The sequence below is a fragment of the Bradyrhizobium sp. SHOUNA76 genome, assembly GCF_023006445.1.
Classification (GTDB): Bacteria; Pseudomonadota; Alphaproteobacteria; order Rhizobiales; family Xanthobacteraceae; genus Bradyrhizobium.
The window spans coordinates 1-12,082 of the sequence record NZ_JALBHA010000151.1; the positions used below are offsets into that span (position 1 = coordinate 1).

Below are 12,082 nucleotides of genomic sequence, written 5' to 3' on the forward strand. Positions count from 1 at the left end.
GGCCGTCCCGAACCGCGCCGCCAACGCGAGGCCGACACCGAGCCGGGCGATCACTCGCATCTGCCGGCGTTTCTGCTGAGGCCGGTTCGCTCCCCCGCCGGGGCCTGAAGCGCGGCGCGCTCCAGGTTTCGGTTGAGCAAACCCGCCGCACAATTTTTTAGATGCATTCGTGAACGTATATTTACGGGGCGTTCACGATCGTCCGTTAGCCTACGAACATAATTTAAGCATTGCTGCGGTCGACGGCGCATCGACCGCTGTGGGGTATGTTCCGTGGTCAAGGTTCTCGACGAACACGAACGCACGATGGCGTTCGCCGAGGTAGCGCTCGGTCAGATCCGATCGCTGCGACAGACGGCAATTCCCCGCAACTACGAGATCTGGTACGTCTACGCCACCGGCTACAACGCGCCGCTCAACAAGATCGTCAACGAGACGCTGGCGCGCAGCGGCAAGCTGACCGAAGCCGATCTCGAACAGATCTACGAGACCTATCTCTCCCACATCAAGACCACCGACCGCATCGACAAGGTCGGCGCGCGCGTCATCGGCGAGATCGACGACGTGATGAAGGTCTTGAGCGATGCGCTCGGCATGACCGGCTCCTACGATGCCAGCTTGTCGGGCGCCACTGAAAAACTCTCGTCGGCCAAGAGCCGCGACCAGATCAAGTCGATCGTCGAAACGCTGCTGCGTTCGACCAACGAGATGCGTGAGACCAACAAGGCGTTGGAAGACCGGCTGACGCTGTCGAAGAACGAGATCAGCAATCTCCAGCAGAGCCTGGAGGCGATCCGCGCAGAGAGCCTGACCGACCCGCTCACCGGACTCGGCAACCGCAAATATTTCGATCGCATGATCGATATGGCCGTGCAGAGCGCGCTCGCTTCGGGCGAGCCGCTGTCGCTGCTGCTGGTCGACATCGATCACTTCAAATCGTTCAACGATTCCTACGGCCATCTGACCGGCGACCAGGTGCTGCGGCTCGTCGGCCTTTCGCTGAAGCAGACCATCAAGGGCCAGGATATCACCGCACGCTATGGCGGCGAGGAGTTCGCGGTCGTGCTGCCCAACACCGCGTTGCGTCAGGCCCTCACGGTGGCCGACCACATCCGGCGCGCAGTGATGGCGAAGGAATTGAAGAAGAAGTCCACCGGCGAGATCCTCGGCCGCGTCACCATCTCCGTCGGGGTTTCGATGCTCAAGCAGGGCGACGACACCGATGCGCTGATCGAGCGTGCGGATGCCTGTCTCTACGCCGCCAAGCGTAACGGCCGCAACCGCGTGATCTGCGAAGCCGATCCGGAATACGCGGTCGAGACCCACAGCCGCGTGGCGTAGGCTTCCGCGAGCTGCCGTAGGGTGGGCAAAGCGAAGCGTGCCCACCACCTGTCTCGATCATGGAAAGACCGTAGGCACGGCGCTACGCGCCTTTGCCCACCCTACGGCACCGCCCGCTTGACATTCTTCGGCGGCAAGCAACATCCTCCTCGCCGCCTGAGCATTGAGGACTTGTCGTCTTGCCCAACCCCCACGACTTTCACACGCCGCAACCGTCCTACACCAGGGACGAGTTGCTGAGATCGAGCGAAGGCGGCTATTTCGGCCCGGGCAATGCGCAATTGCCGGCACCGCCGATGCTGATGATGGATCGCATCACGGAGATCAGCGTGGACGGCGGCACGTTCGGCAAGGGCCATATCGTCGGCGAGCTCGACATCGCACCCAGCCACTGGTTCTTCGATTGCCACTATCGCGGCGACGCGATGATGCCGCCAACGCTAGGGCTCGACGCCATGTGGCAGATGATCGGCTATTGGCTTGGCTGGTCGGGCTCGCCCGGCAAGGGCCGCGCCATCGGCGTCGGCGAGGTGGAGTGCACCGGCGAGATCACACCAGACGCCCGGCGCGTTCGCTACGAGGTCGCCATGCGCATGGTCCGCCGCGGCAAGCTGGTGCTCGGCATCGCCGACGGCCGCGTGCTTGCCGACGGCGTCTGTGTCTTCACGGCCAAGGATATGCGCGTGGGCCTGACCAAGGCTGTGGATTAAGCATCAGATCCTGTAGGGTGGGCAAAGGCGCGCCAGCGCCGGGCCCACCATCTTCTCCACAATCAGCAGCTTAACGGTGGGCACGCTTCGCTTTGCCCACCCTACGCACCGTTTTCTTGACTGCCTTCTTTGCCGGCTTTCGAGCGACTTTCTTCGCGGCCTTCGCCGCCTTCTTCCCCTTCGGCCGTGTCTTCACCTTGGCACGCTGCGCGGCGGCGAGTGCCGCCCTCGCCCATTGCACCAGCTCCTCGGAATCGTCGAACAGGCGCGCCGGCAGCTCCCAGTAGGAGTTCACGATCACCGTCTTGGCGCGGGTCGAATATTGGAACGGCTTTGAGCCTTCGGCTTCAAAGTCCGGGATGGTCACCTCGTCGGCGCGGAAGAACAGGCCGGCACGCAAGGCCAGCGCGAAGTTGATGCCATCGGCGGAGATGCCGTAGCCGGAGAACATTTTTCGGATGGTGACGGGGCCGAAATCGGCGAACAGGTCGGTCAGGAATTCGCGGTCCATGCGCGCAACTCTCTCGTGCCCCGGACGCAGCGCGCCGTGAAACGGTGCGCTGCTGAGCCGGGGCCCAGTCCCTCTACGACGGGAATTATAGCGTGGGTCCCGGCTCTGCGCAGCAGCGCAAGCGCGCTGCAGCGCGTCCGGGACACGGGAGCGAAGCGTTGGGCTAACTACCCGTCGATCTTCGCCGGCCGCAGTTCGACCGACTCGCCGCAGCCGCAGGCAGAGATCTGGTTGGGGTTGTTGAAGACGAACTGAGCCTGCATCTTGTCGGCTTTGTAGTCCATCTCGGTGCCGAGCAGGAACAGAACGGCCTTGGGGTCGACCAGGATCTTGACGCCCTTGTCCTCGACGACCTCGTCGGTCGGGCGAATGTCATGGGCGTATTCGACCGTGTAGGACTGGCCGGCGCAGCCGCCGTTCTTCACGCCGACGCGCAGGCCGACGATCTCGGAATCGGCGCGCTGGGTCAGTTCGGTGATGCGCTGGGCAGCGGCGTCCGTCAGCCGCATCACCTGCGGGCGGGGCCGCCGGGGCTTTGGTGTCGAAGCTGGTGTCGAGCCTGACGAAATCTGGGTCATGTTATCTATGTGGTCCGTTGCGGAGCGAATTCAATGCGAGCAGAGACCGTCACCACATGTTGAGCACGAGGCGGGCCTCGTCGCTCATGCGTTCGGGCGTCCACGGCGGCTCCCAGACGACCTTGACGTCGACCACGCCGACGCCAGGGACGCTGGCGACCGCGTTCTCGACCATGGTCGGCAGCTCGCCGGCGGCCGGGCAGTTCGGCGTCGTCAGCGTCATCTGGACGTCGACCGAGCGGTCGTCCTTGATCTCGACCTTGTAGATCAGGCCGAGCTCGTAGATGTCGGCCGGAATCTCCGGATCGAACACGGTCTTGAGGCCCGCGATGATCTCGGTGGTCAGCCGCTCGGTTTCCTCCGGCGGCAGCGCCGACCGGGTTTCCATCGGATTGGCTTTGATTTCGGCCGTGTCACTCATGCGAACAAATCCCGCGCCTTCAAGAGCGCCTGTGCCAGATGATCGACTTCTTCCCGCGTATTATACATGCCGAACGAGGCCCGGCAGGTAGCCGTGACGTTGAACCGCTCTAAAAGCGGCATCACGCAATGGGTGCCGGCGCGCACCGCGATGCCCTGGCGGTCGATTACGGTGGCGACATCGTGGGCGTGGGCGCCCTTGAGCTCGAAGGAGATCACCGGGCCCTTGCCCCGCGCCGTGCCGATCAGCCGCAGCGAGTTGATCTCGCGCAGCTTGTCCTGGGCGTAGGTGGTGAGATCGTGCTCGTGCGCGGCGATGCGCTCCTTGCCAATCGAGTTGACATAGTCGATGGCAGCCCCAAGGCCGACGGCCTCGACGATCGCAGGCGTGCCCGCTTCGAACTTGTGCGGGGGATCGCCATAGGTGACGACGTCACGCGAGACCTCGCGGATCATCTCGCCGCCGCCGTTAAAGGGGCGCATCGCGACAAGATGGTCATACTTGGCCCAGAGCACACCGATTCCGGTCGGCCCGTAGACCTTGTGCCCAGTGAAGACATAGAAATCGCAGCCGATGTCCTGGACGTCGACGGGCAGATGCACCGCGCCCTGGCTGCCGTCGACCAGCACGGGAATGCCGCGGGCATGGGCGATCTTCACGACGTCCTTGACCGGCACGATGGTGCCGAGCGCGTTCGACATCTGCGTGATCGCGACCAGCTTGGTCTTGGCGGTCAGCAGCTTCTCGAATTCGTCGATGAGAAAATTGCCCTCGTCGTCCACCGGCGCCCACTTGATCACGGCCCCCTGGCGCTCCCTGAGGAAATGCCAGGGCACGATGTTGGAGTGGTGCTCCATGATCGAGATGACGATCTCGTCACCCTCTTTGATATTCGGCCCGCCCCAGGACGACGCGACCAGGTTGATCGCCTCGGTCGCATTGCGGGTGAAGATCACTTCCTCGGTGCGGGGCGCATTGATGAACTGCGCCACCTTGGTGCGACCGCCCTCATAGGCCTCGGTCGCGGCATTGGCGAGGTAATGCAGGCCGCGATGCACGTTCGCATATTCGCTCGTATAGGCCTGCGTCATACGATCGAGCACGGAACTCGGCTTCTGTGCGGACGCCGCGTTGTCGAGATAGACCAGCGGCTTGCCATAGACCTGCATGGCGAGCGCCGGAAAGTCCCGGCGTACGCGGGCGACATCGTAGGTGCCGTTCTTGACTGCGGGATGCGTGCTCATTGGCGCCGCTCCAGCCAGCGCTCGGCGATGCCGATCACGTGCTCGCGCAAGCCGTCATCGGCGATTTGCTCGATCGCCTCGCCCACGAAAGCCTGGATCAGCAGCGCCTGAGCCTGCTTCTCCGGTAGGCCACGCGCCTTCAGATAGAACAAGAGGCTGTCGTCCAGCGCGCCGGCGGTGGCGCCGTGGCCGCAGGAGACGTCGTCGGCGAAGATCTCGAGCTCGGGCTTGTTGTCTGCCTCGGCTTCGTCCGAGAGCAGCAGCGCGCGCGTCATCATCTTGCCGTCGGTCTTCTGCGCGTCGGGACGGACGATGATGCGACCCTGGAACACCGAATGCGCGCGGTCGTCGATCACGGCGCGGAAGATCTCGCGGCTGACGCAGTTCGGCACGGCGTGGTCGACCACCAGCGTGGTGTCGCCATGCTCGGTCTTCTGCAACAGGTTGACGCCGTTGGCGGAGAGCTCGCTGCCCTCACCCGCCAGCGTGATGAAGCCCTGGAGGCGGCTCACCGCAGCGCCGGTGGTCATGTTGAAGAAATTCAGCTTGGTGTTCGCGCCGACGGTGACGAATTGCGAGGTGATGTTCACCGCGTCAGGTGCATCGTCCATCAGGCGGATATGTGCGACATCGGCGTTGTCGCCGACCGAGAGGATAACGGCATCGTTGACCTGATAGGCTTTCGCACCGGCCGCGACAAAGCTCTCGATGAGGGTGGCGTGGACGCCCTTCCCGATCACGACCCGCGAGCGGGTGAAGGCCGAGACGGAAGCCGCGGTCGCGATGTGAATGATCTGGATCGGCGCAGACAGTTGGGCGCCATCCGCGATCGACAACACGACGCCGTCGGTTGCCATCGCCGCGTTCAGCGCGATCACCGCATCCGTGGAGGCGGTCTTCAGGATATCGACGTCCTGATCCAGCGTCTCCCGCAGTGTCTTGAAGCCCATCTCGGAGGCGAGCGCCTTGACGTCGGACAGATCGGCGGCGAACACGCCGTCGACCAGCACAAGCTTGCGGGCACCTGCGATCGCATGCACCTTCGCCGCGTCCGCGGCGCGTTTCAGCGCAGCCGCATCGGGCGCGGCTGCCAGCGGCAGTACCTCGCCGACCAATGCACGCAGATCGGTGTATTTCCATTCCTCGATCCGGCGGTGCGGCAGGCCGAGACGCTCATAGGTCTCGAACGCCTCGCGGCGCACTGCGGTGACCGCGGACGAACCCGGCAGCCGGCCCTCGGCGCTGGTGAAGAGATCGCTCACCGCGCGGCCCTTTCCGGTCTTTGCCACAGCAACGTTCATTGCAAACAATCCTTACGCGGCATCCTCGAACTGGGCGTAGCCGGACGCTTCCAGCTCCAGCGCCAGTTCCTTGCCGCCGCTCTTCACGACACGGCCCTTCGACATCACGTGCACGACGTCGGGCACGATGTAGTTGAGCAGCCGCTGATAATGGGTGATCACGACCATCGCGCGCTTGGGCGAGTGCAGCGCGTTGACGCCGTCGGCCGCGATGCGCAGCGCGTCGATGTCGAGGCCGGAATCCATCTCGTCGAGGATGCACAGGCTCGGCTCGAACAGGGCCATCTGCAGCACCTCGTTGCGCTTCTTCTCGCCGCCGGAGAAGCCGACATTGACGCCGCGCTTGAGCATGTCCTGCGGAATGTTCAGCGACTTCGAGACCTCGCGGACCTTCCTGAGGAAGTCAGGAGTGGAGAATTCATCCTCGCCCCGCGCCTTGCGCTGGGCGTTCAGTGCCGTACGCAGAAAATTCATGGTGGCGACGCCGGGAATCTCGACCGGGTACTGGAACGCCAGGAACACGCCCTTGGCGGCGCGCATATCCGGCAACATTTCCAGGAGGTCCTCGCCCCGAAACAGGATCTGGCCGTCGGTGACCTCATAGCCGGGCTTGCCGGCGATGACGTGCGAGAGCGTCGATTTGCCGGAGCCGTTCGGCCCCATGATGGCGTGGATCTCGCCTTCGTTCACGGTCAGCGTCAGCCCGTGGAGGATCTCACGCTCCTCGACACGAACCTTCAGGTCTTTCACTTCAAGCAAAGCCATAATGTTTTTCCATCTATCCCCTCACCCTGAGGAGCGCCGGAGGCGCGTCTCGAAGGACGAGGCCAACAATCTTTCCGGTAGCCATCCTTCGAGACGGCCGCTTGCGCGGCCTCCGCGGGATGAGGCCGAAGCTAGCCGACCGACCCTTCAAGCGAGATCGAGATCAGCTTCTGCGCTTCCACCGCGAACTCCATCGGCAGTTGCTGCAGCACGTCCTTGACGAAGCCGTTGACGACGAGGCCGACGGCTTCTTCCTGCGAAAGACCGCGCTGGATGCAGTAGAACAGCACGTCCTCGGAGATCTTCGAGGTCGTCGCCTCGTGCTCGAACGTCGCCGAGGAGTTCTTGGCTTCGATGTAGGGCACGGTGTGCGCGCCGCATTTGTCGCCGATCAGGAGCGAGTCACAGGCCGTGAAATTGCGAGCGCCAGTGGCTTTCCGGTGCGCCGTGACGAGGCCGCGATAGGTGTTCTGCGACTTGCCGGCGGCGATGCCCTTGGAGATGATCCGGCTCGACGTGTTCTTGCCGAGATGGATCATCTTGGTGCCGCTGTCGACCTGCTGATAGCCGTTGGAAATCGCGATCGAATAGAACTCGCCGCTGGAATTGTCGCCGCGCAGAATACAGCTCGGATATTTCCAGGTGATGGCGGAGCCGGTCTCGACCTGGGTCCAGGAAATCTTGGAGCGGTCGCCACGGCAGTCGCCACGTTTGGTGACGAAATTGTAGATGCCGCCCTTGCCTTCCGAATTGCCGGGATACCAGTTCTGCACCGTCGAATATTTGATCTCGGCGTCGTCATGCGCGACGAGCTCGACCACGGCGGCATGCAGCTGGTTCTCGTCACGCTGCGGCGCGGTGCAGCCCTCGAGATACGAGACGTAGGAGCCCTTGTCGGCGATGATCAGCGTGCGTTCGAACTGGCCGGTGTTGCGCTCGTTGATGCGGAAATAGGTCGACAGCTCCATCGGGCAGCGCACGCCGGGCGGCACGTAGACGAACGAGCCGTCGGAGAACACCGCCGAGTTCAGCGTCGCATAGAAATTGTCCGAGGTCGGAACCACCGAGCCGAGATATTTCTGCACCAATTCAGGGTGCTCGCGGATGGCTTCCGAGATCGGCATGAAGATCACGCCGGCCTTCTTCAACTCAGCCTGGAACGTGGTCGCAACCGACACTGAGTCGAAGACCGCGTCGACCGCGATCTTGCGCCGGGCAGGATCCTGATCGCCGGGCTTGGGCTCGACGCCTTCGAGCATCGCGACTTCCCGCAAGGGAATGCCGAGCTTCTCGTAGGTCTTCAGGATCTCCGGATCGATCTCGTCGAGCGAACTGATCGTCTTCTTCGGCTTCGGCGCCGAATAGTAATAGAGGTCCTGGAAGTCGATCTTGGGATAGTCGACGCGGGCCCAGGTCGGCTCGGTCATGGTCAGCCAGCGCCGATAGGCCTCGAGCCGCCACTGGAGCATCCAGGCGGGTTCGTTCTTCTTCTCGGAGATGAACTTGACGGTCTCTTCCGACAGCCCCTTGGGGGCCTTGTCGGACTCGATCAGGGTCTCAAACCCATAACGATACTGATCGACGTCGATGCGCTTCACGCGCTCGACCGTCTCTTGCACGGCTGGCATTCTATCCTCCGCTCGCGGTTTCAAGGACCGCGGTGGATCAAACTCGGACGAGTATTACGATGTTTTCTGGCCGAAAGCACGCGCTTAGAACCGTTCAAGCCGTGTTTCGTCGCTTAGCCTCTAAGTAGGGTATTACCGAGCTTTCGCCAAGCCTCTAACGCCCTATTGATGTCCTCTGGTTCCGTGGACCAGCCCAGACTGAGGCGCACCGCTCCCTGGGCGACCGCCGGATCATAGCCCATGGCCGAAAGAACGTGGGACGGCTGCACCTTCCCCGAGGAACAGGCCGAACCGGAGGAGACGGCGACCCCTTCGAGGTCGAAGCCAATCACGGCGGTCTCAGCCTTGAGGCCGGGCGCGGTGAACAGGACGGTATTTGGCAACCGCTCAATCTCCTCCGAAAAGATTGTTGCGCCCGCAATCCCTCGGATGCCATTTTCCAAGCGATTTCTGAGGGTTGCCATCTGCTCTGTATCTTCCCGCAGAGTCTGAAGGGCGACCTTCACGGCGGCGCCGAAGCCCGCGATTCCCGCAACATTCTCGGTTCCCGCGCGCCGGTTCAGCTCCTGGCCACCTCCCCGCAGCAACGGCTCCAATCCCGCCAGTCCCTCCGCCACGACCAGCGCGCCGACCCCCTTGGGGCCACCGATCTTATGGGCAGAGAAAGTCGCAAGATCCACGCCCATGGCGTTGATTTCGAAGGGAATTTTTGCGAACGCCTGGATTGCATCGACATGCAGGAGGCCGCCGGCCTCGTGGACGATCCGGGCGACTTCCGCGACCGGTTGGACCGCGCCGGTTTCGTTGTTCGCTGCCATGACGGAAACCAGTGCCGGGGGACCCTCACCGAGCAGGCTCCTGAGATGGTCGAGATCAACCACACCGGAGCGCAATACCGGGATCAGACCGATCTTGTCCGTCGCGAACCGGCCGCCAGCCAGCACCGAAGCGTGCTCTACGGCCGAGACCAGCAACCGCTCGACCGGGCCGCCGGTTGGGCGTCGCAGGCCGGGCGACAGCGCCAGCGCGTTGGCTTCCGTCCCAGCGGAGGTGAAGACTACGTTCCGCGGCAGCCCACCTACCGCCGCCGCTAGCGTGGCGCGGGCCTCCTCGACCAGCCGTCGCGCTTCCCGTCCCTCGGCATGGACCGAGGACGGGTTACCGACCAGGTCCCAGGCTGCGACCATTGCGCGTCGCGCCTCCGCGCGCAGTGGCGTGGTCGCATTCCAGTCGAGATAAACGCGGTTCCGCATGTAGTATTACATTACCTTAACTGGGAGGCCGGGCCTATCCGGCCGTCCGGCCCGACATGGCGCTCCGGCACGCGCTTGGCAACCGCGATCCCATATCCGCCGCCGCTGATGACGCGACCAGACACGCTAACATCTTGAGCCCATTCAGTGATGTTCAAGATGCTTGCTTTTTGACCCTCAGCCTATGTTAGAACCCGCACCGTCAAGTCACCGCGCGCCTTCAGCGCATCACCGCAAGGCGCGCCTTCTCACCCTTCATTCGCTTCCGTCGGCATCTGCCGATGAGGCCACAATCGGTTGATTGCCGAGGATCGTCTCTCCAGCAAATCAATCAAGAGATCATCGATGCCTGAAGTTATTTTCACTGGCCCTGCCGGCCGTCTCGAAGGCCGCTATCATCCGGCCAAGCAGAAGAACGCGCCGATCGCGATGATCCTGCATCCGCATCCGCAGTTCCACGGCACGATGAACCATCAGATCGTGTACCAGTGCTACTACGCGTTTGCCCATCGCGGCTTCTCGGTGCTGCGCTTCAACTTCCGCGGCGTCGGTCGCAGCCAAGGCTCGTTCGACCACGGGACCGGCGAATTGTCGGATGCGGCGGCCGCGCTTGACTGGGCCCAGACCATCAATCCCGAAGCGCGCGCCTGCTGGGTCGCCGGTTTCTCCTTCGGCGCCTGGATCGGCATGCAGCTCCTGATGCGCCGCCCCGAGGTCGAGGGCTTCATCTCGATCGCGCCGCCCGCCAATCTCTACGACTTCTCCTTCCTTGCGCCCTGCCCGTCCTCTGGGCTCATCGTGCATGGTGAGAAGGATGCGGTGGTGCCGCCCAAGGACGTCAACACCCTGGTCGAGAAGCTGAAGACGCAGAAGGGCATCGTGATCGACCAGCAGGTCATCCCCGGCGCCAACCATTTCTTCGACGCCAAGCTCGAGCCGCTGATGGAGACCATCACGGCCTATCTCGACATGCGCCTCGCCAACGTGCGCTAAGCCAGCTTCAGCGCCACGATTCCCATCAACACGAGCGCGATGCCCGCAAGCTTCATCGCGCTCAAGGTCTCGCCGAACAGCACGACGCCCATCACGAACGTGCCGGCAGCCCCGATTCCGGTCCACACCGAATAGGCGACGCCGACCTCGAGCACCTTCAAAGCACGCCCGAGCAGGAAGACGAAGGCCGCGAGCAGCACGAGCGAGACGATGCTCCAACCCACGCGCGTGTAACCTTCCGCGTATTTCATCGAGATCGCCCAGCCGACATCAAGCGCGCCGGCGATCACGAGCATCAGCCAAGCCATTGACGGCGACATCGAAATGCGTTCAGGCCGCGAGCTTGAGCAGATGTGCGTCGTGGCGCACGAGGAAGGCGCGCAGCAATTCCGGATAGTCCGCGCCGACCGCGCTGCGCACGCTCGGACGTTTCGCAAGCTCGGCGCGCCACGCCCGCACCTTTGGCACATCGCGGAAGATGCCGTGCTCGGTCAGCTCGTCGAACAGATCGAAATAGCGGAAGATCGGCGCGAACACCGCGTCGACCAGACTGAACTGCGCGCCGGCGAAGAACGGACCTGCGCCAAGCGCGGCTTCGACGCGCACGAATTTGGCAACGAGCGCCTGACGCTTGCTCTCGAAGGTCGCGGGATCTGTCGTGGTCTCCAGACCCCAGAGATCACCGAGGATCGCCGAGCCGAATTCCATCCAGGCACGATGCTCGGCACGCTTCAACGCGTCCGCCGAATGCAGCCTCGCGCCGCCTTGCGTCTCCTCGATGTAATCGCAGATCACGTTGCTCTCGAACAACGCGACCTCGCCCTGCTCCGTCGTCACCACCAGCACCGGCACCTTGCCGAGCGGCGACAGTTTTAAAAACCAGTCGGGCTTGGCAGCGAGATCGATATCGATCCGCTCGAACGGGACGCCCTTCTCCTTGAGCGCGATCACGGCGCGCTGCACGTAGGGGCAAAGCTTGTGGCTGATCAGTTTGAGCGATGCGGTCATGGTGGCGATCCCGGCGTTAAATGCAACTGCATCCATATAGATGCATTTGCATGAACACGTCAAGATCGATGCATCTGCATTGACCGCCTCTGATGTTCACGGCCTTGCGATCACCCCGCCCGTCATCGGCATCGGCACGCCAGTGGTCGCCGGATAGGACAGCGGCAGCCCCTTCAGCCCGCGCGCCGCGAGGAAACCGAAGGCCTGGGCCTCAATAGCGTCGGAGGCCCAGCCAAGCGTTTCGGCGGCCTCGACGGTCGCCGTTCCCACCCGCTCCCGCAGCATCCGCAGCATGGTGAGGTTGCGCGCGCCGCCGCCGCAGACGATCC

The 12,082-nt window shown here is 63.3% G+C and carries 14 protein-coding genes; 3 read left to right on the forward strand and 11 right to left on the reverse strand.

All coding sequences use genetic code 11. The annotated features are described in order from the left end of the window. Positions 1 to 273: 273 nt before the first annotated feature. The gene (locus MOV74_RS17565; protein WP_246924897.1) at positions 274 to 1,341 is read left to right on the forward strand and encodes a GGDEF domain-containing protein; all 1,068 of its coding nucleotides are present in this window, start codon (positions 274 to 276) and stop codon (positions 1,339 to 1,341) included. 179 nt (positions 1,342 to 1,520) lie between these two features. Then, on the forward strand, positions 1,521 to 2,051 hold the full coding sequence (fabA, locus tag MOV74_RS17570; protein WP_246924900.1) for a bifunctional 3-hydroxydecanoyl-ACP dehydratase/trans-2-decenoyl-ACP isomerase: 531 nt from the start codon (positions 1,521 to 1,523) through the stop codon (positions 2,049 to 2,051). 70 nt (positions 2,052 to 2,121) lie between these two features. On the opposite strand, the gene MOV74_RS17575 is transcribed toward fabA, so the two are convergent. The 8 genes from MOV74_RS17575 to MOV74_RS17610 form a co-directional block, all read right to left on the reverse strand. Beyond that, positions 2,122 to 2,562, reverse strand: a complete 441-nt coding sequence (locus MOV74_RS17575) for a TfoX/Sxy family protein (RefSeq protein ID WP_246924903.1) — start codon at positions 2,560 to 2,562, stop codon at positions 2,122 to 2,124. Between the two features lie 167 nt (positions 2,563 to 2,729). Next, complete coding sequence (locus MOV74_RS17580; RefSeq protein ID WP_246924906.1) at positions 2,730 to 3,140, reverse strand: iron-sulfur cluster assembly accessory protein; 411 nt, start codon at positions 3,138 to 3,140, stop codon at positions 2,730 to 2,732. 49 nt (positions 3,141 to 3,189) lie between these two features. Beyond that, positions 3,190 to 3,561 (reverse strand): SUF system Fe-S cluster assembly protein, encoded by a 372-nt coding sequence (locus tag MOV74_RS17585; protein WP_011087115.1) that lies wholly within the window; start codon positions 3,559 to 3,561, stop codon positions 3,190 to 3,192. Further along, positions 3,558 to 4,805 carry a cysteine desulfurase gene (locus tag MOV74_RS17590; RefSeq protein ID WP_246924908.1) on the reverse strand — a complete coding sequence of 416 codons (1,248 nt, stop codon included), beginning with the start codon at positions 4,803 to 4,805 and terminating at the stop codon, positions 3,558 to 3,560. The genes MOV74_RS17585 and MOV74_RS17590 overlap by 4 nt, the downstream gene beginning before the upstream one ends. Next, entirely contained in the window at positions 4,802 to 6,106 is a 1,305-nt protein-coding gene (gene sufD / locus MOV74_RS17595) for a Fe-S cluster assembly protein SufD (RefSeq protein ID WP_246924910.1), read from the reverse strand. The genes MOV74_RS17590 and sufD overlap by 4 nt, the downstream gene beginning before the upstream one ends. Before the next feature lie 12 nt (positions 6,107 to 6,118). Further along, positions 6,119 to 6,871 carry a Fe-S cluster assembly ATPase SufC gene (gene sufC / locus MOV74_RS17600; protein ID WP_246924912.1) on the reverse strand — a complete coding sequence of 251 codons (753 nt, stop codon included), beginning with the start codon at positions 6,869 to 6,871 and terminating at the stop codon, positions 6,119 to 6,121. A 131-nt stretch (positions 6,872 to 7,002) separates the two neighbouring features. After that, a complete protein-coding gene (sufB, locus tag MOV74_RS17605; protein WP_246924914.1) occupies positions 7,003 to 8,499 on the reverse strand; it encodes a Fe-S cluster assembly protein SufB in 1,497 nt (498 codons plus the stop codon). 113 nt (positions 8,500 to 8,612) lie between these two features. Continuing rightward, positions 8,613 to 9,752 (reverse strand): cysteine desulfurase family protein, encoded by a 1,140-nt coding sequence (locus MOV74_RS17610; protein ID WP_246924917.1) that lies wholly within the window; start codon positions 9,750 to 9,752, stop codon positions 8,613 to 8,615. 345 nt (positions 9,753 to 10,097) lie between these two features. On the opposite strand from MOV74_RS17610, the gene MOV74_RS17615 reads away from it, so the two are divergent. Beyond that, the gene (locus MOV74_RS17615; RefSeq protein WP_014495555.1) at positions 10,098 to 10,745 is read left to right on the forward strand and encodes an alpha/beta hydrolase; all 648 of its coding nucleotides are present in this window, start codon (positions 10,098 to 10,100) and stop codon (positions 10,743 to 10,745) included. On the opposite strand, the gene MOV74_RS17620 is transcribed toward MOV74_RS17615, so the two are convergent. From MOV74_RS17620 to MOV74_RS17630, 3 genes are all read right to left on the reverse strand, one after another. After that, the gene (locus MOV74_RS17620; RefSeq protein ID WP_246924919.1) at positions 10,742 to 11,065 is read right to left on the reverse strand and encodes a multidrug efflux SMR transporter; all 324 of its coding nucleotides are present in this window, start codon (positions 11,063 to 11,065) and stop codon (positions 10,742 to 10,744) included. The two genes, MOV74_RS17615 and MOV74_RS17620, sit on opposite strands and share 4 nt — an antisense overlap. A gap of 10 nt (positions 11,066 to 11,075) precedes the next feature. Further along, positions 11,076 to 11,753, reverse strand: coding sequence for a glutathione S-transferase family protein (locus MOV74_RS17625; protein WP_246924921.1), 678 nt, complete (start codon positions 11,751 to 11,753; stop codon positions 11,076 to 11,078). A gap of 96 nt (positions 11,754 to 11,849) precedes the next feature. Further along, positions 11,850 to 12,082: anhydro-N-acetylmuramic acid kinase (locus tag MOV74_RS17630; RefSeq protein ID WP_246924924.1), on the reverse strand; the 233-nt coding region annotated here is incomplete at its 5' end.

Excerpts from the sequence above, each read along its gene's own strand:
- MOV74_RS17585 (WP_011087115.1), bottom strand. The coding sequence starts at position 3,561 with ATGAGTGACACGGCCGAAATCAAAGCCAATCCGATGGAAACCCGGTCG.
- MOV74_RS17620 (WP_246924919.1), bottom strand. The coding sequence starts at position 11,065 with ATGTCGCCGTCAATGGCTTGGCTGATGCTCGTGATCGCCGGCGCGCTT.
- MOV74_RS17610 (WP_246924917.1), bottom strand. The coding sequence starts at position 9,752 with ATGCGGAACCGCGTTTATCTCGACTGGAATGCGACCACGCCACTGCGC.
- sufB (WP_246924914.1), bottom strand. The coding sequence starts at position 8,499 with ATGCCAGCCGTGCAAGAGACGGTCGAGCGCGTGAAGCGCATCGACGTC.
- MOV74_RS17575 (WP_246924903.1), bottom strand. The coding sequence starts at position 2,562 with ATGGACCGCGAATTCCTGACCGACCTGTTCGCCGATTTCGGCCCCGTC.
- MOV74_RS17580 (WP_246924906.1), bottom strand. The coding sequence starts at position 3,140 with ATGACCCAGATTTCGTCAGGCTCGACACCAGCTTCGACACCAAAGCCC.
- sufD (WP_246924910.1), bottom strand. The coding sequence starts at position 6,106 with ATGAACGTTGCTGTGGCAAAGACCGGAAAGGGCCGCGCGGTGAGCGAT.
- MOV74_RS17615 (WP_014495555.1), top strand. The coding sequence starts at position 10,098 with ATGCCTGAAGTTATTTTCACTGGCCCTGCCGGCCGTCTCGAAGGCCGC.
- MOV74_RS17625 (WP_246924921.1), bottom strand. The coding sequence starts at position 11,753 with ATGACCGCATCGCTCAAACTGATCAGCCACAAGCTTTGCCCCTACGTG.
- MOV74_RS17590 (WP_246924908.1), bottom strand. The coding sequence starts at position 4,805 with ATGAGCACGCATCCCGCAGTCAAGAACGGCACCTACGATGTCGCCCGC.
- sufC (WP_246924912.1), bottom strand. The coding sequence starts at position 6,871 with ATGGCTTTGCTTGAAGTGAAAGACCTGAAGGTTCGTGTCGAGGAGCGT.